The organism is Arthrobacter sulfonylureivorans (genome assembly GCF_022637435.1).
GTDB classification, from domain to species: domain Bacteria; phylum Actinomycetota; class Actinomycetes; order Actinomycetales; family Micrococcaceae; genus Crystallibacter; species Crystallibacter sulfonylureivorans.
On sequence record NZ_CP093326.1, the window covers coordinates 2,809,210 to 2,829,103 of the forward strand.

Consider the following 19,894-nt stretch of genomic DNA (forward strand, 5'->3'; position numbering starts at 1 on the left):
GCTGGATCAGCCCTTGACCGCGCCGGCCATGGCGAAGGAACCGCCAATCCCGCGTGAGACCAGAATGTAGAGCAGCACCACCGGGACCGAGTACAGGACCGAGTATGCCGCCAACTGCCCGTAGGCTATGGCACCATGCTGGCCGAAGAAGCTGAAAATGCTCACCGCCGCGGGCTGCTTGGCAGAAGAGAGCAGCAGGATGAAGGGAACAAAGAAGTTCCCCCACGCCTGGATGAAGACAAAGATGAAGACCACGGCGAGTCCCGGACGCATCAGCGGCACCACGATCCTGGCCAAGGCGTTCATCGCCGAGGCGCCGTCCACCCAGGCCGCCTCTTCCAAGCTGACCGGGACGGAATCCATGAAATTCTTCGTCATCCAGATCGCCATCGGCAGCGAAGAGGCCGCCATGAAGAGCGTGGTGGCCGCCAGCGAGTCGAGGAAGTTCAGCTGCACGAAAAGGCTGTAGACCGGGACCATGATCGCCGTTATCGGCAGGCACGTTCCGAAAAGCACAACGTACAGGAACGGCTTGTTGAAACGCATCTGGTACCGCGAGAGCGGATATGCCGCCAACACCGCCGCCAGCACGGTGACCACCGCGGTCCCTCCGGACAGCAGGAAGCTGTTGAGAAGTGGCACGAACGTCAATTCCGGAGTGAGCACCGCCGTGTAGTTGGCCGGTGACACCTCGGACGGGAACTGTGTCTGATAGCTGGCCTGCGGATCCAGCGAGGCCAGGATCAACCAACTCAACGGCAGCAAGAAGCAAGCTGCAATGACCAGCAAGGAGACGTTCGCCAGCACCGCGACTGTATTGCGCCGGCCGGAAGCCACGGACAGCGGAGCGGGACGGTTCATCGGCTCAGCCTTTCCTTTCGCGCAGCGCACGGATGTAGATGACGGAGAAGACCGCCCCGATCAACAGCATGACGACGGCGATGGCGGTGCCGTAGCCCACGTCGCTGTATCGGAAGGCCTCCTCGTAGGCCATGAGCGGCAGCGTGGTGCTGGCTCCTGCCGGGCCGCCGGCCGTCATCACGTAGATCAGGGTGAAGACCGACAGCGTCTGCAGGGTGATGAGCATCAAGTTGGTGGCAATGCTGCGCCGGATCATCGGCAGGGTGATGTACCACAACCGCTTCGACCCGCCGGCGCCGTCGATCATCGCCGCTTCCGTGATCTCCTCCGGCACATCGTTCAGCGCCGCTTGGTACACCATCATGGAGAACGCCGTTCCCCGCCAGATATTGGCCAGGATCACCGCGAGCATCGGGACCGTAAACAGCCAGTCGGTCCCCTCGATGCCGAAGAGCGCGGTGAGCTGGTTCAGGGTTCCCTCCCGATTGAAGAAGGCATAGGCCACGAAGCCGGCCACGATTTCCGGCAGCACCCAGGCCGCTACCACGCAGACCCCCACGACCGCGGAAACCGCCTTGCTTGCTTTCGTCATCAGCAGCGCAATCCCCAGGCCCAGCAGGTTCTGGCCGAGCACGGCGGAGACAAGGACGAAGATGACGGTCAGCCAGAGCGACTGTAGGAAGTCCGGGTCGCTGAGCAGCTCGGTGTAGTTTTCCAACCCGACCCACTGCGGGTCCTTGGCGGCGACGCCGGTCAGGGCAGCATTGGTCAAGGACCCGTAGAAAGCCCAGAGGATCGGGCCGGCCAGGAACACGCCCAGCAGCACCACGGCAGGGCTGAGCGGCAGGAGCCGCAGGACGGTCCTCCCCGGCGGGCGGCGCCGGCCGCGCCGCTCAGTGCCGCCACGCGTTTCGGCGTCGCGGGCCACCACCTCGGCGGCTGTCACTGTTGCTACTTCTGTACTGTGTTTTCTGCGCCGACAAGGTCGGTGACGGCGGCGTCGAACTCGGCCGCGGCCTCCTCGGGTGTCTTCTTCCCCATCATCACCGCTTCGGTGGCTTCCTGGACGGCGGTTGATATCTGCGGGTAGTCGGCTGTTGCGGGCCGGTAATTCGTCACCGAGACCAGTTCCGAGACCTCGGCCACGAATGGATTGGCGTCCAAGTAGGCGGGGTCCTTGGCAACATCGGTACGGACCGCGATCTGCGAATTGGCCACGGTGTACTCCAGCGAGTTCTCCTGGCTCATTACCTCAGTGAGGAACTCGAACGCGAGATCGGGATTCGCCGAATTGGCCCCTACCGCCAGTGTCCAACCGCCGGACATGCTGACCGCCCCGGGCTCCTGTCCGTTCTGCGTGGGGAACGGTGCCACGCCCATCACGTCGCCATACTCGGGCCAGTCCACCAACCCGCCCTCTTGCCAGAACGACGGCGAGTAGGAACCTTCTACCGTTCCGCCCAGTTTGTCCTCGGGAAACAGCTGACCGAAGACCATCTGCCACACGTTCGGGTCCAAGGCCTCGGCCGGCGTGACGGCCAGGTCCTCTTGATAGAGCGTCTGCAGGAAGGCCAACGAGTCGATGAAGCCTTGCGAGCCGACAACCCACTTGCCTTCAGAATCGTCATAGAGCGTGTCGCCGGTGCCATACAGCAGTTGGTAGAAACTCTGCATGACGGTGCCTTCGCCGGTGCCCGTGCCGGCGTAGAGATTGAACGGGACCACATCCGGTTGCGAGGATTTGATGGCCCGGGCCGCCTCCAGGATGGCGTTCCAGTCCTTCGGTGCCCAGGGAACGTCGACGCCGGCGTCCTGCAAGACGTTCTTGTTGTACCAAATGGCCCGTGTATCCGTGCCCAGCGGGACTGCATAGATACTGCCGTCGTCCGCGCGGCCGGCTTCTTTGGCTCCGTCGTTGAAATTCGCCCAGTCGTCCCACTCGGCCAAATACTGATCCAGATTCAAGAGATAGCCGGCATCCACATCCGAACGGATCTTGAAGGTGTCCTCGTAGAACACGTCCGGGGCGGTGTCCGGCGATCGCTGGGATAAGGCGAGCTTGGTCGCGTAATCTTCATCGCTGCCGGTGATGGGCTCCAAATTGACTGTCACGCCGTCGTGCGCAGCCTCAAAGTCGGCCTTCGCCTTCTTCATCACGTCATCCATCGTGGCGTTGGCCTCGGTGGTCTGATACACGATCCGCAGTGCGGAACTTTGGGAGGTTTCACCCTCCCCGCCCCCGCCCCCGCCGCCACAGCCGGCCAGCGCCAGCGCTCCGACGGCCAGCAAAGACACTTTGATTCGGTGATCACGCAGCATGGTTCCCCCTCGTCTGGAGGCTTCCGGGCCAAACGCCGGCGGCGTGGTCAGGGGCCTACCGGCATGCTACCGAGGGGCTCCATCGAATGGATTTATTCGTTCCAACCGTGATCAAACTGCAATGCTCAGTCGTCCGCGCCTCAGTCGCCACAGCCCTCGTCAAGATCCGGACACCCGCACTGGCAGTAGCAGCGGTCAGGCCTGCGGTCAGGCGTGCGGGAAAAACGCCTGGGTGAGGTCGTCGTGCAGCTGGTGGACGTCGGTCAGGAAACCGTCGTGGCCCAGCGGCGTTTCGATAGTGTGCACCTTGACCGATCCGGGCAGCGCTTCGGCCAACTGGCGCGACTGTTCCGGGAAGTACAGACGGTCGGAATCCACCGCCGCGATGAAGAATTCCGTCTCCTCGAGGCCGCCCAGGGACTGCTCCAGCGAGCCGCGGCCGCGGGAAATATCGTGGCTGACCAGGGCCTCGGTGAGCAGAATGTAGCTGTTGGCGTCGAAGCGGGAAACCAGCTTCTCCGCCTGGTAGTCCAGATAGCTTTCCACCGCATAGCGGCCTCGGGCCGACGGCGTGATGCCCCCGAACGGCTGCTCCTCCGCCTGCGCCGAGCGGCCGAACCGGTACTCCAGTTCCGGCTCCGAACGGTAGTTGATGTGCGCGATCCGCCGGGCGATGCCCAGTCCGGCTTCGGGGGCGGGACCGCCGTAGTAGTCGCCGCCGGCAAAGTGGGGATCCAGCCGGATGGCCGCGACCTGCGCCTGGGCAAACGCGATCTGTTCGGCGGTGCTGGCTGCCCCGCACGCCATCACAGCGCACCGTGCCGTGCGCTCGGGGAACGTTGCTGCCCACTCGAGCGCGCGAGCCCCGCCCATCGACCCGCCGAGCACGGCATGCCAGCGGCGGATGCCCAGCGCATCGGCGAGCCGTGCCTCGGCCCGGACTGAATCCCGGATGGTGACGAACGGAAACCGCGACCCCCACGGCGAGCCGTCCGGTGCCGGGGACGCCGGACCGGTGGAGCCGTAGCAGCCGCCAACCATGTTGGCGGCCACTACGAAATAGCGCTCCGTGTCGATGGTGGCACCGGGACCGACCAGGTCGTCCCACCAGCCGTCTTCGTCGGAGGCGCCGCGGGCCACATGCGTGCTGCCGGTCAGGGCGTGCTCGATCAGGACGGCGTTCGATGCATCCGCGTTCAGGGTGCCCCAGGTTTCGTAGCCCAGGACAACCTCGGGCAGATAGCCGCCGGCTTCCAGCTGCAGCGCACCAACAGGCATCCTGCGCAGGACGCCATCCGTCGCCTGATCCACCAGTTCCTGCGGTTGCACGATCGTCACGCTGCGTTCTACCTGCTTGCCTAGTGGTCCGAGCCCTTGGCGGCCCGGAAACCGGCCTCCAAATCGGCGATGATGTCATTGACGTTCTCGATGCCCACGGAGAGCCGGACCAGTCCGTCGGTCACGCCGGCGGTCAGCCGCTCCTCGGCCGAAAGCTGGGCGTGGGTGGTCGACGCCGGGTGGATCACCAGCGAGCGCACGTCGCCGAGGTTGGCCACATGCGAATGCAGTTCGAGGCCGTCCACAAAACGCTTGCCGGCCTCGATGCCTCCCTTGATCTCGAACGACACGATGGCACCAGTGCCCTTCGGACCGTACTTGCGGCCGCGGTCGTACCACGGGCTCGACGGCAGGCCGAGGTACGCAACGGAAGCAACGTCGTCGTGCGCTTCGAGGAACTCCGCCACCTTCTGCGCGTTGGCCACGTGGCGCTCCACCCGCAGGCTCAGCGTCTCCAGCCCTTGGGCGATCAGGAAGGCGTTGAACGGGGAGATGGCCGACCCCAGGTCGCGCAGCAGCTGCACGCGGGCCTTGAGGATGTAGGCCAGATTGGCGCCGAGCGCACTTCCGACGCCCAGGTCGCGGGCGAAGACCAGCCCGTTGTAGGTCTCGTCCGGCGTGTTAAAGCCCGGGAACTTCTCCGGATCGGCAGCGAAGTCGAAGGTGCCGGCATCCACGATCACGCCGCCGATGGCCGTTCCGTGGCCGCCCAGGTACTTGGTGGCCGAATGGAGCACGATGTCTGCGCCCCACTCGATCGGGCGGATCAGGTACGGGGTGGCCAGCGTGTTGTCCACGATCAGCGGCACGCCGTTCTCATGGGCGATGCTGCTGACGGCTTCAAGGTCCAGCACGTCCTGGCGCGGATTGGAGACCACCTCGCCGAAGAACGCCTTGGTGTTCGGCTGCACCGCGTCGCGCCACTGCTGCAGGTTGTCCGGATCCTCGACGAACGTCACTTCGATGCCGAACTTGGGCAGCGTGGTGCGCAGCAGGTTGTACGTGCCGCCATACAGGCTGGGGCTGGCCACAATATGGTCGCCGGCCTCGGCCAGGTTCAGGATGGAGAACGTGGACGCGGCCTGGCCGGAGGCCAGCAGCAGCGCGCCGACGCCGCCTTCCAGACTGGCGACCCGGGCTTCGACGGCCTCGCTGGTCGGGTTGCCGATCCGCGTGTAAATGGGAGCCAGTTCGGACAGGGCGAAGCGGTCCGCGGCGCTCTGGGCGCTGGGGAACACAAACGAGGTGGTCTGGTAGATCGGCAGTGCACGGGCGCCGGTGGCGGCATCCGGCTCCTGGCCTGCGTGGATCTGACGGGTTTCAAAGGACCAGTCTGCATTGGACATGGTGCAACTCCTTCAAGGGAAGGGGTCATCCGGGATCCGGCCGTGCCGGCATGTCTATCCCGGGTGTGACCCGCGCTTGCGCACCGCCTGGTGGCGGCTGCCTGGTCTTCACCCGGGGCACCCCACCGCGGTTGGAGGGTTGCCGGCCAGCAAACCGGGGTTTCACGCTGGCACTCATGACCTGGGTCCAGTCTCGGCGGAGAGCCCGCGCGGCCGCAACAATATGACACCTTATGACCGCCCGCGGGGCCACACTCCTGCCTCGGCAGGGACGCCGATACGTCCTTGGCTGTCAAGGGTCACCGTGAACAACCACCGCGAAAGCTCAGTGACTTAGGTCACCCTAAGTCGAGAGAGGGTTCACAAAGTGCCAAGATATGCCTATGCGCTTCGACCACGTTTCTTATGCTGTTGAGCCCGACGGTCTGGCTGCCACCTCAGAGCGGATCTCCAAAGCTTTGGGTATCGAGGCAGTCAAGGGCGGGGTGCACCCCCGCTTCGGCACCCGCAATATGATCTTCCCTCTGACCGACCACCATTACCTGGAAGTGGTGGAGGTCCTGGACCACCCCGCGTCCAACAAAGCCCCCTTCGGCCAGGCCGTGCGTGCCCGCTCCGAAGCCGGCGGCGGCTGGATGGGCTGGTGCGTCGAGGTGGACGATCTGACCCCGTTCGAGGAGCGACTGGGCCGTCATGCAGTTCCCGGAAACCGCAAGTTCCCGGACGGGCAGGAATTGAGCTGGCAGCAGATCGGCATCAAGGGCCTGATCGCCGACCCGCAGGTTCCCTACATGCTGCGCTGGGATGACGGCACCGAGGCGCTTCACCCGTCCAACGCCCGCCCGGCAACCGTCAAGCTGATCGGCCTGACCATTGCCGGTTCCTCGGAACGCGTGGCTGACTGGCTGGGCACCCCGGTGGATGACCTTCTCGATGACGTCAAGGTCGCTTGGACCGCACCGAACGGCACACCGGGCGTCATGTCGGTCCGCTTTGAAACCGCGAACGGCATCGTCGAACTCTAAGGTCCCGGTCTCGTCTGGCACGGTACCAAGGCTCGCGTTTTCCGCGGGGGCTCCCGTTCCGGCTTCTTGCTCCCACCCACGGTGGCGCAAGAGGCGGAACGGGAGCCTTTTGCATGTCCGGGGCAGCCCTTTGGCAGCCCGCTCGAAGTGCTGGCTTAGGTACCGATGCCGATGGCCGGGCCTACCAGCGCGTAGCCAACGAAGCCGGCAATATCCAACAGTGCGTGCGCAACCACCAGCGGCATCACCCGCTTGACCTTCGTATAGACATAGCCGAATACCAGGCCCATGAGGAAGTTCCCGATACCCGGCCCAATCCCCTGGTACAGGTGGTAGGTTCCGCGCAGGGCTGCGCTGACGAAGATCGTGGTCCAGATCCCCCACCCGAACTTGGCGAACCGGTTGAACAGGTACCCCACCATGACAACTTCTTCGAGGATGGCGTGGCGCAGCGCTGAGAGCACCAGCACCGGCACGGTCCACCAGTATTCGTCCAAGGCCGCGGGGACGATCGCGGTGGTGATCCCCAGCGCCCGTCCGGCGGCATAGACGGCCAGCGTGCCCGCACCCATCGCCAGCGCCAGCAGGAAGCCCAAACCGAAGTCCACCCGGGGCCGGGAGAAGGTGAACCCGATCGAGCGGAAGGCCGACTGGCCCGCCGAGGTCAGCAGGAACAGCACCAGGGCCACCGGCACCAGCGCGAAGATGATGCCGAGCATCTGGTACACAAAATCGAAGACTTCCCGCTGGTTCAGCACCGGGTTCAGCGTGGTCGTTTGCGAGGCCAGCGGAGCACGCGTCATCTTCTCCAGCAGGTTCACCACCGCGTAGACCGCTGATTGTCCCAGCGAGAGCCCGAGCACAATGAGCACCTCGGCCCGGTAGTACCCCAGCGTCCGCGGTGTGCTCGCGGTCACGACCTTCTGCTTGTCCATAGCCTCCATCTTGTCAAGGGAACCGGGGTCAGCGATATCGGGAAGGGATCCGTGTTCCGCCCTCCCCCGGCTTCGCATCGGCTTCCGTTGCGGCTGGCGGCTTTCCCTCCCTACAAGTCCAGCAGCAGACGCTTGCCCTTGCACCGGGAGATGCAGATCATCATGGTGTCTCCGGCCGCACGTTCGTCGTCGGACAGCAGCGAGTCCCGGTGGTCTATCTCGCCGCCCAATACCGACGTTTCACAGGTACCGCAGATTCCCTCCCGGCAGGAGTTCAACGGGTTGAACCCGACCGCTTCGAGCGCCTGCAGGATGGTTTCATCCGGACCAACTGGGATCTCTGTCCCGTCTGTCAGCTCGACAGTGAAGGCCGAATCTTCACCCTGGGTTCTTTCCTGAACGTCGCCGGAGGCGGCGAAGCGCTCACAGTGGAAACGTGCCGGGTCCTCCCAGCCATCCGCCAATGCCTGAATGACATTGAGCAGCGGCCCTGGGCCGCAGGCGTAGACATGGGATCCGGCGGGCGGGTCCGCCAGCAGTTCGGCCAGCGGATAGAAGCCGCTTTCGTCGTCTGCGTGGATGTGAACATCTCCATCAAGCGCCTGGATCTCCTCGAGGAACGCCATCGAAGTGCGGCTCCGCCCCAAGTAAACCAAGCGCCAGGGCACTCCAAGCGCTGCGGCCTCGCGGATCATCGGCAGCACCGGGGTGATGCCGATGCCGCCGGCGATGAAGACATAGCTGGCCGCAGGTTCCAGAACGAAGTTATTCCGCGGGCCGCGCACCTGGATCTTGGTCCCCGGCCTCAGCAGGTCGTGCACGTACGCCGAGCCGCCGCGGCCCTCCGGCTCGCGCAGGATGCCCAACCGCCAGGCCGAGCGGTCCGCGCGCTCCGAACAGAGCGAGTACTGGCGCAGGAGCCCATTGGGCAGGAGCACGTCGATATGCGAGCCGGCGTCCCACTCCGGCAGCTCCTCCCCCAGCGGGTGCTCGAGCTCCAACGAGACAACGTTGCTGGATTCGCGCTGGATCGAGCGGACCTCGACGTCGAAAAATTCTTCAGTCATGATTCACCCTTTGCCAAGTCAGGCCGCGGCCGGTTCGGAGAGCACGGAGGCAAGGAAGGCCTTGGTGCGTTCGTTCTGCGGGTTGGTGATGACCTCACGGGCCGGTCCCTGCTCCACCACATAGCCGTCCGCCATAAAGACCACCCGGTCCGCGACGTCGCGGGCAAAGTGCATCTCGTGGGTCACCACCACCATTGTCATGCCGGAGTTGGCCAGGTCCTTCATGACCTTCAGGACCTCACCCACCAACTCCGGGTCCAGGGCGGAGGTCGGCTCGTCAAAGAGCATCAGCTGCGGCTCCATGCACAGGGCGCGGGCGATGGCCACCCGCTGTTGCTGGCCGCCGGAGAGCTGGCGCGGATAGGCCTCGGCTTTTTCCGCCAGTCCTACTTTCTCCAGCAGGGCCATGGCCCGGGCCATGGCAGTGGCCTTCTTCTCCTTGCGGACCAGTCTGGGTGCTTCGATCAGGTTTTCCATCACCGTCATGTGCGGGAACAGGTTGAACTGTTGGAAGACCATGCCGACTTCGGTGCGGCCGCGGCAGATGTCGTTGTGGCTCTGTTCATAGAGCTTGCTGCCTTTGAGGTCGTAACCCACGATCTTGCCGTTCACCCACATGCGGCCGCCGTCGACCGTTTCCAAGTGGTTGATGCAGCGCAGGAAGGTGCTCTTGCCGGATCCCGAAGGGCCGATCAGGCAGACGACTTCCCCCGGCTGCACCTGCAGGTCAATGCCCTTCAGCACCTGGTTGGAGCCGAAATTTTTGCAGATGGCGTCGGCTTTAACCATCGGTTCAACGCCGTGCATAACCGTCATTTCTTGCTGCCTTTCAGGGAGAGCGCGTCATGCGTGGCGAAAAACCGCTTCAGCTGCTGCAGCGGTGTCGGCGGTAGGTTCCGCTGGTTGCCGCGGGCGAAGCGCCGCTCCAGGTAGTACTGGCCGATGGTCAGGATCGAAGTGATCAGCAGGTACCAGAGGCTGGCGACGATCAGCAGGGGCACGGTCTCGAACGTCCGCGCGTAGATGATCTGCGCCGAATACAGCAATTCCGGAACCGAGATCACGCTGACCAACGCGGTGGTCTTGAGCATGCCGATGGTCTCGTTGCCGGTGGGTGGGATGATCACGCGCATCGCCTGCGGCAGCACCACCCGCCGCATAGTCTGCATCCGGGTAATGCCCAGGGCCTCGGCTGCCTCGGTTTGCCCGTGGTCAACGGACAGTATTCCGGCCCGGACGATCTCGGACATGTAAGCGCCCTGGTTCAGCCCAAGGCCGAGGATCGCTGCTGTCATCGGGGTGATCAGCTGGTTTGCGTCCAGTTCGACGCCGGCGATACCGAGCGTGATGACCGGATACAGTGCCGCCAGGTTGAACCAGAACAGCAACTGCACCAACACCGGCGTGCCGCGGAAGAAGTTCACGTAGGCGAAGGCGGCACTTCGGACCACTGGATTGACGGAGAGCCGCATGACTGCGAACACGACGCCGAGCACGATGCCGATGGCCATGCTGATCGCGGTCAGGCCAAGCGTGACAAGGATGCCTCGGCCAATGGACACATCGCGCAAGTACAGTCCGACGACGTCCCAGCCGAAGTTGGGGTTTGTCATCACGGACCGCGCCAGCAGTCCGGCGATCACAACGATCACGGCTGCGGCCAGCCACCGGCCGGGATGCTTAGCCTTGACGACGGTGTAGCCATCGTCGGCCGGGGCTGCTTGCTCGCTTCGGGTAGTCACGGCAGTCATGCGGCTGCTTCCTCTCCGCTACTTCGCCTCGAGGGCTTCAGCGGTGATCAGCACGGACTTCGGGAAGTCCCACTTGTCGCCGAGCTCCTCATAGTGGCCACCGGCGATGACGCCCTTCGCTGCTGCCGCGACGGCTTCCTTCATCCCGGTGTCCTTGGCCAGGGCAATCCCGAACGGTACGGCATCGTAGTCCTCGCCCTCGGCCAGTTCGAACTGGCCGTTGGCTTCCTTGCCTTGGTAGGCCAGCGGAACGCTGTCGGCGATCACCCCGTCGACACGGCCGGAAGCCAGCGCCAGGTTGGCGTCGGTCTGACCGGGAAAGTTCTGGATCTTGATTTCTTCTTTGCCTGCCGCGGTGCATTCCTTGGAGAACTCCGGCAGGTACTCCATCGACTGGATCGATCCCTTCTGGCCGGCAATCTTCTTTCCGCACATGCTCAGCGGGTCCATGGAGATGCCCAGCGGATTGCCCGGAACGACGGCGATGCCCGTGCCGGTGTTGAGGTACTCGACGAAGTCGACGATCTTCTCGCGTTCCGGCGTGACCGAGAAGGCCGACATCGCCATGTCGTACTTGCCGGAGGCCAAGCCCGCCAGGATCGTGTCGAACGTTGCCGGTACGTGCTCCACTTTCAGCCCCAGGGCCGCGCCGACGGCGTCGGAGAAGTCCACGTCGAAGCCGATCATGGTCTTGTTGTCGGTGTCGTAGTACTCGAACGGGGCGTAGGTCGGGTCGGAAGCGACTTTCAGCGTGCCGGCGGCCAGGACGTCCTCCGGCAGCAGGTCCCGGGCGGCTTGGTTGAGCTGCACGGTTTCCACCCCGGCGCCCGACGCGACCGGAGCAGCAGTGTCTGCAGGGCCCGATGCCGCGCCGGAGGCGTTGGTGCAGGCGGTCAGGGAAACGGCCAGCAGGACGGATCCGGCCAGGAGATAGGAACGGGTGGCACGTTGACGGGAATGACGCATGGACTTTCCTTTCATAATCCGGACGGCATTGTCCGGTTGTGGATATCCGCACTGATCAGGAGACGACCAGTGCCTCGGAGCAAGAAATTTCAGGTTCGGGGTGCAGCAGTCAGCTGCGTCCGGCGGCGAGTGCCGAAGGCGTGCGCCGCCGTCAGGGGACCCACCGCAGCACCTTGGCTTGCCGCGGGGCGAGGGTGATGACCTGGACGGCGGATTCTCCGGCGGCGAGCGAGAGCCGGATGGCCTCTGCGTCTTCGCCCTCGACGATGAAGACGTCGCCGGCCCGCAACCAGCGTTCCCACGGGCCGTCCGCCGCCGCGACCAGCGCTTCGCCGCCTAGTCCGGTCACGATCAACTGCTCGCCGGGCCCGCGCTGCAGCGTGCCCGTGTAGCCGCCGGTGTAGCGGTGGCTTTCGGAGGCGATGTAGTCTGCATCGGCCTCCAGTTCCACGGTGGGCTCGGGGCCGGTTTCATCCAGCTGCACCGTCCACCGCCACGGGTCGCCGCGCTCGGCCGAGTCCGGACATGCCGCCAGGATCTTGGCGCCCGTTTCGGCGGCGGTTTCGCCGCCCAACGGGTTGGCTCTGATCAGCATCCACATGGCGCGACCTAGGCCGTCCTGGGAGCGACCGGCTCCCGGCGGGCGGCCGGCTGGGCCGCAGCCTTTGCCTGCTGTTCCTGCTTCAGCAGCGCACTCAGGATGCGCCGGGCCCTGGCCACGCCGCCGTCCTGGGCGATCAGCACGTCGAACTCGCCATCGGGGCGGGTCTGCATGCCGATCTCCTGGGCTTCCAGCGCGGTGGCGTCTTCGTCCAGCACGGTGGCCAGGCCGACGCGCAGGTCTTCGGTCGCCTGCTCGTTGTCGACGGCGAAGTTGCGGCTGAAGGCGTAGTAGTACCAGGAGTTGTGCGCGTCGATCGGCGTGATGCCGTTGAGCACCTTGATCAGGAAGCCTTCTTCGCGCGGCTTGCCCTCGCCGGTGATGCCCGAGTGGAGCACATGCAGGTTCGGCACGAAGAACTCCGTGCAGTGGAAGCGGTCGAACAGTCCGCGGGCGTCCATCGTTTCGGCGTAGAGCGGCGGTGCTTCCACCGAGGGCATGAGGCGGTCCACGCTGACCACGTTGCCGTCGACCTCGACGGTGATCCCGTGTTCGTAGATGTAGTCATCGCCCACGGTGGTCTGGTGCAGGAAGGACTCATGGGTCAGGTCCAGCAGGTTGTCGTGGATCAGGTCGGCCCGGCACTTGAAGTGGTACGAATGGGTGACGGTGGCCCACTCCGGGTCCACCATCCAGTGGGTGTCCGGGACGTCGGCCGGATCGGCCAGCTCCGGATCGCCGGTCCAGACCCAGATCCAGCCGTCCTGCTCCACCACCGGGTACTTGCGCACCTTTGCGCGTTCCGGGATCGACGTCTGGGCCGGCACCTTGGTGCACATGCCGTCCGGACCGTAAGTGAAGCCGTGGTAGCCGCACTCCACCGAGTCGCCGACGGTCCGGCCCTCGGAGAGCGGGAAGGCGCGGTGCGCACAGCGGTCCGCCAGGGCAATAGCTTCGTTGTCCTGGGTCCGGAACAGGACGATCGGCTGCTCGCAGATGACGCGGCGCACCGGCTTGCGGGTGACCTCCGTTGACCACGCCGCCACATACCAAGTGTTCAGCACATACATTTTTCGGTTCTCCTCCATCACGTGTGTATACACTGTATTCAGAGCTTCATTGTGACGTCAAGCACTTTCCTCAAAAGGTTCGGTAGGTTACCGTTTCACCCAATTTCCACCTCGATGCGGGCCCTGCTGCCGGCTGACCGCTAGAGTGCACACAACAAAAGGAGACCCACCCATGGCTGCGATACCGAATGACGTGAGACCGTTGTCTGTCCGCGTCCATGAGCAGCTGAGCGCCGACATCATTAGCGGGGTGATCAAGCCAGGCTCAGCTTTGGCCCAGGAGGGGGTCGCTTCGCAGTACGGCGTGTCCCGCACACCGGTCCGCGATGCACTCACCCAGCTGACGCTGGAAGGACTGACCACCCTTGTGCCGGGCAAGGGCTACATAGTCAATCAGCTTGACGAGCGCGAGATTGAGAACGTCTTCGAGGTCCGCTACGCCTTGGAATCCCTCGCGGTCCGCAACGCCATCGGCTCCTACACACCCCAACAGCTGGTGCGGCTGGGTGGCCTCATCGACGAGACGGAGATCGTTGACCCGGAGGACGGCGACGAACTCTTCCGGCTGGGCCGCGCGTTCCATCTGGCCTTGGTAGAGCCCGCTGCCAACGACTACCTGCGCGGCGTCATTACCTCCATCTGGAACCATCCCATCCAGCACAGGATTACCTTGACCTACCGGCAGGGACCGGATCACCAGGCCAAGGTCATCCACGATCACCGCAGCATTTTGCAGGCGCTAAAGGACCAGGATCCTGCCCGCGCCGTCGAGGTCCTAGCGCATTGCCACGACGTCAAAGACCCCAACCGCTACGAACACATCGGCTGAAAAACCGCACCAGCTCCAGCAGCGAGGACTCAGCCCCTCCCAGCCAGGCTCACGCCTGCCCGCCACACGGCGGCCGTCAGCGGCATGCCGGGGCGATAGGCCAGATGGGTGGCCGAGGGTGCGTTCAGCAAGTGCAGGTCGGCGCGGTGCCCGACGGCGATCGAACCCACCGCCCGCTGCCCGTCCGCGTCCCGGCCCACATGGCGGCCCAGCGCCAGGGCACCGCCGTAGGTCGCCGCGCGGACCGCTTCCTGGACGCTCAATCCCATCTGCAGCACCGCCGTCGTTACACAAAAGTTCATCGAACTGGTGAAGGAGGTGCCGGGGTTGCAGTTGGATGCCAGGGCAATTTCCGCACCGGCATCCAGCAACTGCCGTCCCGGCGCCAGCGGCTGTCGGGTGGACAGATCGCAGGCCGGCAGGCAGGTGGCCACAGTGCCGCGCTCCCCCGTGCCGCTGGCCCGGTCCCAGCCCGTCCAGGTTCCGGCGAGCGATGCGACGTCGTCGTCGGAGAGGTAGTTCACGTGGTCAACGCTGGCCGCCCCGAATTCCACCGCTAGCCGCACGCCGGGGCCCTCGCCCAGCTGGTTGCCGTGCACGCGCAGCCCCAGGCCGGCGTCGCGGCAGGCAGTCAGGACCCGGCGCGACTGCTCCTCGTTGAAGGCGCCGCGTTCGCAAAACACGTCCGCCCACTGCACGTACGGCCTGACCGCGGCCAGCATGTCGCCGCAGACCAGGTCGGTGTACGCGTCCGCGTCGATGCCGTCCGGGACCAGATGCGCGCCGAGGTACGTCACCTCGTCGACCACGGTGGAGGCGATGCGGGCGCTACGGGCCTCCTGCTCCACGTCCAGACCGTAGCCCGTCTTCGTTTCAAGGTACGTGGTGCCGCCGGCCGCCGCCTCCGCGACGCGGGCCAGCAGCAGCCGGGTCAGTTCATAGTCGCTGGCCTCGCGGGTGGCGCCGGTGGTGACCGCAATCCCGCCGGCCTGATAGGACTGTCCGGCCATCCGGGCTTCAAACTCGGCGGTGCGGTCGCCGGCGAAGACCATGTGGGAGTGCGAATCCACCCATCCCGGCAACACGGCCCGTCCGCCGGCATCGAACTGTTCGTCGGCGTCAGGTGCCTGCGTCGAGGAGCCGAGCCAGGCAATGCGCTCCCCCTCGATGATCACCGCGGCATCGTGGAGCACTGCATCAGCGCCGCGGGCCGGGTCCTGCGTGTGCAGTTCGCCGATATGGGTGATGACGGTGCTCACGCGATCTCCTTCAGTGCCGCGGCCAGCAGGTCGGCCGGCTGGCCCAGCCGCGAGTGTATGCCGTTGACCGCCAGCAGTTCCCCGCCGACGACCACGGCCGTGACATCCGCCGACGTGGCCGTCAGCGGCAACTGGCCGGGATCTGAGCCTACCGTGCGCATCGAGGCTGGGTTGACCACGGCCAGATCGGCTGCCATGCCGACGGCGATGCCCGCCGTGGGGGTCGCCATCGCGGCCGCGGCTCCCGCCGACGCCGCGTGCAGGAGCTCGTCCGGGGTGAACCGGCCGCGCTGCCCGCTGGCCAGGCGTTCGCCGTGCTCCAACGCCCGCATCTCCAGCCACGGGTCGACGACGGCGTGCTGGTCGGTGCCGAGTGCGATGAGGGCGCCGGCATCGGCCAAGGCCCGGGCCGGGCCAATCCCATCGGCAAGGTCGGCTTCGGTCGTCGGGCACATCACCACGGTGGCGCCCGCGCCGCCCAGCAGGCCGACGTCCTCGGCAGTCAGGTGGGTGGCGTGGACGGCGCTCAGGTGTGGCGACAGCAAGCCGTGCCGCGCCAGCAGTCCGGCCGGTGTGACGCCGTACTCCGCTAGGCAGGCCTCGTTCTCGGCCGGCTGCTCGGACAAGTGGATGTGCAGCGGCAGCTCCGGCGGCAGCCGGTCGGCAATGACCGGCAGCGCGGATTCGGGCACACCGCGCACCGAGTGCAGCGCCGCCCCCACGGTGATCCGGGCCGGGTCGAACCGGGCCGCAACGGTCTTACGGAGCGAGTCCAGCCTGTCCAGCCAGGCGTGCACGTCGCCGTCACCGAAGCGCTGTTGTTCGGGGGCCAGCGGCTTGCCGATGCCGCCGGCCAGATAGCAGGTGTCCAGCAGAGTCAGGCGGATCCCGGCGGCGGCGGCAGCCCGGCACAACGCCAGTTCCATCGCGTGCTCGCCGTCGTGGTCATCGCCGTCGCCCTGGAGGCCGATTCCGGCGCCGTCGGGACCGTGCCCGTCAGCGCCGAGGCCACCGCCGTACGCGGCGCCGTCCGGACGGTGGTGGACGTAGTGGAATTCGGCCACGCTGCTGAACCCGGCGGTCACCATCTCGGCGAACACGGCCGTGGCCAGCCGCTCGTACTTGCCGGGAGTCAGCGCGCCGGCCGCCCGGTACATCTGCTCGCGCCAGGTCCAGAAGTCGCCCCTGCCGGCATGCGTGCGGCCGCGCAGGGCACGGTGGAAGGCATGCGAATGCGCGTTGGCCGCGGCCGGAAAAACCACGCCGTCCAGCGCCAGCACGCCGGACGCGGGATCCGGCCGCGGTGCCGTGCCCACATGGGTGATGGCACCGCCGTCGTCGGTTTCCACGAGGATGTTATCCGCCACGCCCTCCGGCCCCAGCCAGGCGCGTTCGCACCAGATGCTGCTCACAGCAGGGCCTCCAGCACATCGGCGAGGGCGGCGGCACCGGCGTCGGCGTCCCACGGTTCAACGTATTCCTCCGGCGAGTGCGAAATGCCGGAGGGGTTCTTCACGAACAGCATGCCCGAGGGCACCCGCGCGGCCAGCACGCCGGCGTCGTGCCCGGCTCCGGTGGCCAGCACCGGAGCACCCGGCAGGGCATTCTCCAGCTGGCGCTGCAGGGCCGGGTCGAAGTGCACCGTGCCGCTGTAGGACTCTTCCGTCAGGGACACCGAGCAGCCCTCGAAAGCGGCGATCTTCTGGGCCTTGCCGTGGATGGTTTCGACCAGCTGCGCGGTCACGGCGTCGTCCGGGTGCCGGGCGTCAAGCCACAAATCCACCCGCGAGGCGATCACGTTGGTGCCGCCGGGAACCGGCTGGATCCGTCCGACCGTGGCCCGGGCGTCGGGCTGTTTGGCGGCTATCTGCTGCACGGCCAGGATGATCTGCGCGGCGGCGACCATCGGGTCCGCACGGTCGGCCATCAGCGTGGTGCCGGCATGGTTGCCCTGGCCGGCCACGCTGATCCGCCACCGGCCGTGGCCCAGGATGGAACTGCCGACGGCGATGGCCGGGCCGTCCTCGCCCAAGCCGCGGCCCTGCTCCACATGCAGCTCAATGAAGTCGCCGATCCGTGCCAGCGCCTCGTCGTCGCGCCCGAAGTGCGCCGGATCCAGCCCATTGGCTCGGGCGGCATCGGCGAAGCTGGTGCCGTGTTCATCGCGCAGGTTCCGCGCTTTGTCCGGGTCGATGGCCCCGGCCAGCAGCCGGGAGCCGAGGCACGCCACACCGAACCGCGAACCCTCCTCTTCCGGAAAGACCGTCACGGCCAGCGGCCTGTTCGGCTGCACGCCGCGCTCCTTGAGCACGTCGACGGCGGCGAGCGCGGAGGCCACGCCCAGCGGACCGTCGAAGGCACCGCCGCCGGGCACCGAATCCAGATGGCTGCCGGTGACCAGCGCACCGCGCTGCGGCTCGCCCCACCAGGCCCAGATGATACCGTTGCGGTCCGTCTCCACGTCCAGACCGCGTCGCCCGGCCTGTTCGATGAACCAACCGCGCAAGTCCAGCTCAGCGGTGGAGAACACCGGGCGCGAATACCCCCCGCGCTGCCCGTCCCGCCCGACATCGGCAATGGACTCCAGGAGCGAGGTGACCGATTCCATGATCAAACTTTCCTTTGTTAGCTGTAATGGCCAGAGCCCGGCCTTCGTATAGAGCGCGCATCCCGGCAGCCCGAACGGTCGTCGGGAAATGCCGGAGGCCGGAACCGCTAAGCCGCGCCTCGCCGAGCGAGGAACGAGCGAGGTGTCGAAGCGGCGTGCGGTTCCGGCGCAGGCAGAAGAACTAGCCGTTCATCGGGATCCGGACACCGCGCTCGGCCGCTACCTCGACGGCCCGCTCGTAGCCCGCATCCACATGCCGGATCACACCCATGCCCGGGTCGTTGGTCAGCAGCCGCTCCAACTTCTGCGCCGCCAGTTCCGTGCCGTCCGCCACCGAGACCTGGCCGGCGTGGATGGAACGTCCGATGCCGACGCCGCCGCCGTGGTGGATGGAAACCCAGGTGGCCCCGGAGCTCGCGGCCGTCAGCGCGTTCAGCAGCGGCCAGTCGGCGATCGCGTCGGAGCCGTCGGCCATGGCCTCGGTCTCGCGGTAGGGCGAGGCCACGGAACCGGAGTCAAGGTGGTCGCGGCCGATCACGATCGGCGCCGAGACCTTGCCTTCTGCCACCAGTCGGTTGAACAGCAGGCCGGCCTGGTGCCGCTCACCGTAGCCCAGCCAGCAGATGCGCGCCGGAAGCCCTTCGAACTCCACCCGTTCGGCGGCGGCGTCCAGCCAGCGGTGCAGGTGTTCGTTCTCCGGGAAGAGTTCCTTCAGCGCGGCGTCGGTGACCTCAATGTCCTTCGGATCGCCGGACAGCGCCACCCAGCGGAACGGCCCGAGTCCCTCGCAGAACAGCGGACGGATGTAAGCCGGGACGAAACCGGGGAACTCGAAGGCCCGGTCGTAGCCGCCCTTGCGTGCCTCGTCGCGGATCGAGTTGCCGTAATCGAAGACCTCGGCGCCGGCATCCTGGAACTCCACCATCGCCTGCACGTGCCGGGCCATGGAGGCCTGGGCTTTCTTGGTGAACCCCTCGGGATCTGCTTGGGCTTCGTTCTGCCAGTCCGCCACCGAGATCCCTTCGGGCAGGTAGGACAGCGGATCGTGGGCGGAGGTCTGGTCGGTGACCACGTCCACCGTGAGCTCGCCCGCCTGGTGCCTGCGCAGGATCTCCGGGAACACCTCGGCGGCATTGCCCACGTAGCCCACGGACCAGCCGCGGCCTTCTTCCTTGGCCTTCAGGACCTTGGCGATGGCGGTGTCCAGATCCGTCTCCACCTCGTCCAGGTAACGCTTGCCCACGCGGCGGCGCAGCCTGGCCTCATCCACGTCAATGATCAGGCAGGCACCGTCGTTGAGCGTGACCGCCAGCGGCTGCGCCCCGCCCATGCCGCCGCAGCCGCCGGTTAGGGTCAGCGTTCCGGCCAGCGTGGGCGATCCGGTCTTGCCAGCCTCGTGCAGCTTGGCCCCGACGGCCGCGAACGTCTCGAAGGTGCCCTGCAGGATGCCCTGGGTGCCGATGTAGATCCAGGAACCGGCGGTCATCTGGCCATACATCATCAGGCCCTCGGCTTCCAGACGGCGGAACTCCGGCCAGTTGGCCCAGTCCCCCACCAGGTTCGAGTTGGCCAGCAACACCCGCGGCGCCCACGGGTTGGTCCGGAGCACGCCGACCGGTTTACCCGACTGCACCAGCAGCGTCTCATCGTCTTCCAGGTCCGCCAGCGTCTTAACGATCGCGTCATAGGCCTCCCAGGACCGCGCGGCGCGGCCGGTTCCGCCGTAGACCACCAGGTCCTCGGGCCGCTCGGCCACTTCGGGATCCAGGTTGTTCATGAGCATCCGAAGCGGCGCCTCGGTCTGCCAACTCTTGGCGGTCAGCGTGGTGCCGCGGGGAGCCCGGATGCTGCGGGAGGGATCGTGCTGGGTGAACGTCATTGTTGTGCCCTTTCTGGCTGGGACGAATCTGGCTCGAGGT

At 66.2% G+C, this 19,894-nt stretch carries 18 protein-coding genes and 1 riboswitch; of the genes, 2 read left to right on the top strand and 16 right to left on the bottom strand.

Annotated elements, in window-relative coordinates; translation table 11 throughout:
• Positions 1–6 precede the first annotated feature (6 nt).
• The 5 genes from MNQ99_RS13020 to MNQ99_RS13040 all read right to left on the bottom strand — a co-directional run bounded on the left by MNQ99_RS13020 (position 7) and on the right by MNQ99_RS13040 (position 5,864).
• Positions 7–861, bottom strand: coding sequence for a carbohydrate ABC transporter permease (locus MNQ99_RS13020; RefSeq protein WP_241913223.1), 855 nt, complete (start codon positions 859–861; stop codon positions 7–9).
• A 4-nt stretch (positions 862–865) separates the two neighbouring features.
• On the bottom strand, positions 866–1,807 hold the full coding sequence (locus tag MNQ99_RS13025) for a carbohydrate ABC transporter permease (RefSeq protein ID WP_422387461.1): 942 nt from the start codon (positions 1,805–1,807) through the stop codon (positions 866–868).
• Between the two features lie 5 nt (positions 1,808–1,812).
• Positions 1,813–3,180: an extracellular solute-binding protein gene (locus tag MNQ99_RS13030; protein WP_241913224.1), complete on the bottom strand. Its 1,368-nt coding sequence runs from the start codon at positions 3,178–3,180 to the stop codon at positions 1,813–1,815.
• Positions 3,181–3,387: 207 nt separating this feature from the next.
• On the bottom strand, positions 3,388–4,458 hold the full coding sequence (metX, locus tag MNQ99_RS13035; RefSeq protein ID WP_241915370.1) for a homoserine O-acetyltransferase MetX: 1,071 nt from the start codon (positions 4,456–4,458) through the stop codon (positions 3,388–3,390).
• Positions 4,459–4,538: 80 nt separating this feature from the next.
• The gene (locus MNQ99_RS13040) at positions 4,539–5,864 is read right to left on the bottom strand and encodes a bifunctional o-acetylhomoserine/o-acetylserine sulfhydrylase (protein ID WP_241913225.1); all 1,326 of its coding nucleotides are present in this window, start codon (positions 5,862–5,864) and stop codon (positions 4,539–4,541) included.
• Positions 5,865–5,931: 67 nt separating this feature from the next.
• Positions 5,932–6,046: riboswitch (SAM riboswitch) on the bottom strand.
• Positions 6,047–6,247: 201 nt separating this feature from the next.
• Here MNQ99_RS13040 and MNQ99_RS13045 point away from each other — a divergent pair.
• Entirely contained in the window at positions 6,248–6,889 is a 642-nt protein-coding gene (locus MNQ99_RS13045) for a VOC family protein (protein ID WP_127511820.1), read from the top strand.
• A gap of 155 nt (positions 6,890–7,044) precedes the next feature.
• Here the strand turns inward: MNQ99_RS13045 and MNQ99_RS13050 are convergent, their stop codons facing one another.
• The 7 genes from MNQ99_RS13050 to MNQ99_RS13080 form a co-directional block, all read right to left on the bottom strand.
• On the bottom strand, positions 7,045–7,824 hold the full coding sequence (locus tag MNQ99_RS13050; RefSeq protein WP_241913226.1) for a CPBP family intramembrane glutamic endopeptidase: 780 nt from the start codon (positions 7,822–7,824) through the stop codon (positions 7,045–7,047).
• A gap of 110 nt (positions 7,825–7,934) precedes the next feature.
• On the bottom strand, positions 7,935–8,891 hold the full coding sequence (locus tag MNQ99_RS13055; RefSeq protein WP_241913227.1) for a PDR/VanB family oxidoreductase: 957 nt from the start codon (positions 8,889–8,891) through the stop codon (positions 7,935–7,937).
• An 18-nt stretch (positions 8,892–8,909) separates the two neighbouring features.
• Positions 8,910–9,707 (bottom strand): amino acid ABC transporter ATP-binding protein, encoded by a 798-nt coding sequence (locus MNQ99_RS13060; RefSeq protein ID WP_422387462.1) that lies wholly within the window; start codon positions 9,705–9,707, stop codon positions 8,910–8,912.
• Positions 9,704–10,642: an amino acid ABC transporter permease gene (locus MNQ99_RS13065; protein WP_241913228.1), complete on the bottom strand. Its 939-nt coding sequence runs from the start codon at positions 10,640–10,642 to the stop codon at positions 9,704–9,706. Before MNQ99_RS13065 ends, MNQ99_RS13060 begins: the two co-directional genes overlap by 4 nt.
• A gap of 18 nt (positions 10,643–10,660) precedes the next feature.
• Positions 10,661–11,608 (bottom strand): ABC transporter substrate-binding protein, encoded by a 948-nt coding sequence (locus MNQ99_RS13070; protein ID WP_127511824.1) that lies wholly within the window; start codon positions 11,606–11,608, stop codon positions 10,661–10,663.
• Positions 11,609–11,759: 151 nt separating this feature from the next.
• A complete protein-coding gene (locus tag MNQ99_RS13075) occupies positions 11,760–12,209 on the bottom strand; it encodes a hypothetical protein (RefSeq protein ID WP_127511825.1) in 450 nt (149 codons plus the stop codon).
• Positions 12,210–12,217: 8 nt separating this feature from the next.
• Positions 12,218–13,297, bottom strand: coding sequence for an aromatic ring-hydroxylating dioxygenase subunit alpha (locus tag MNQ99_RS13080; RefSeq protein ID WP_241913229.1), 1,080 nt, complete (start codon positions 13,295–13,297; stop codon positions 12,218–12,220).
• Between the two features lie 154 nt (positions 13,298–13,451).
• On the opposite strand from MNQ99_RS13080, the gene MNQ99_RS13085 reads away from it, so the two are divergent.
• Entirely contained in the window at positions 13,452–14,108 is a 657-nt protein-coding gene (locus MNQ99_RS13085; protein WP_241913230.1) for a GntR family transcriptional regulator, read from the top strand.
• A 29-nt stretch (positions 14,109–14,137) separates the two neighbouring features.
• On the opposite strand, the gene hutI is transcribed toward MNQ99_RS13085, so the two are convergent.
• The 4 genes from hutI to hutU all read right to left on the bottom strand — a co-directional run bounded on the left by hutI (position 14,138) and on the right by hutU (position 19,854).
• Complete coding sequence (gene hutI, locus MNQ99_RS13090; protein ID WP_241913231.1) at positions 14,138–15,367, bottom strand: imidazolonepropionase; 1,230 nt, start codon at positions 15,365–15,367, stop codon at positions 14,138–14,140.
• Positions 15,364–16,779, bottom strand: coding sequence for an amidohydrolase family protein (locus MNQ99_RS13095; protein ID WP_241913232.1), 1,416 nt, complete (start codon positions 16,777–16,779; stop codon positions 15,364–15,366). The genes hutI and MNQ99_RS13095 overlap by 4 nt, the downstream gene beginning before the upstream one ends.
• A complete protein-coding gene (locus tag MNQ99_RS13100; protein WP_241913233.1) occupies positions 16,776–17,975 on the bottom strand; it encodes an allantoate amidohydrolase in 1,200 nt (399 codons plus the stop codon). Before MNQ99_RS13100 ends, MNQ99_RS13095 begins: the two co-directional genes overlap by 4 nt.
• A 181-nt stretch (positions 17,976–18,156) precedes the next feature.
• On the bottom strand, positions 18,157–19,854 hold the full coding sequence (gene hutU, locus MNQ99_RS13105) for a urocanate hydratase (protein ID WP_241913234.1): 1,698 nt from the start codon (positions 19,852–19,854) through the stop codon (positions 18,157–18,159).
• Positions 19,855–19,894 lie beyond the last annotated feature (40 nt).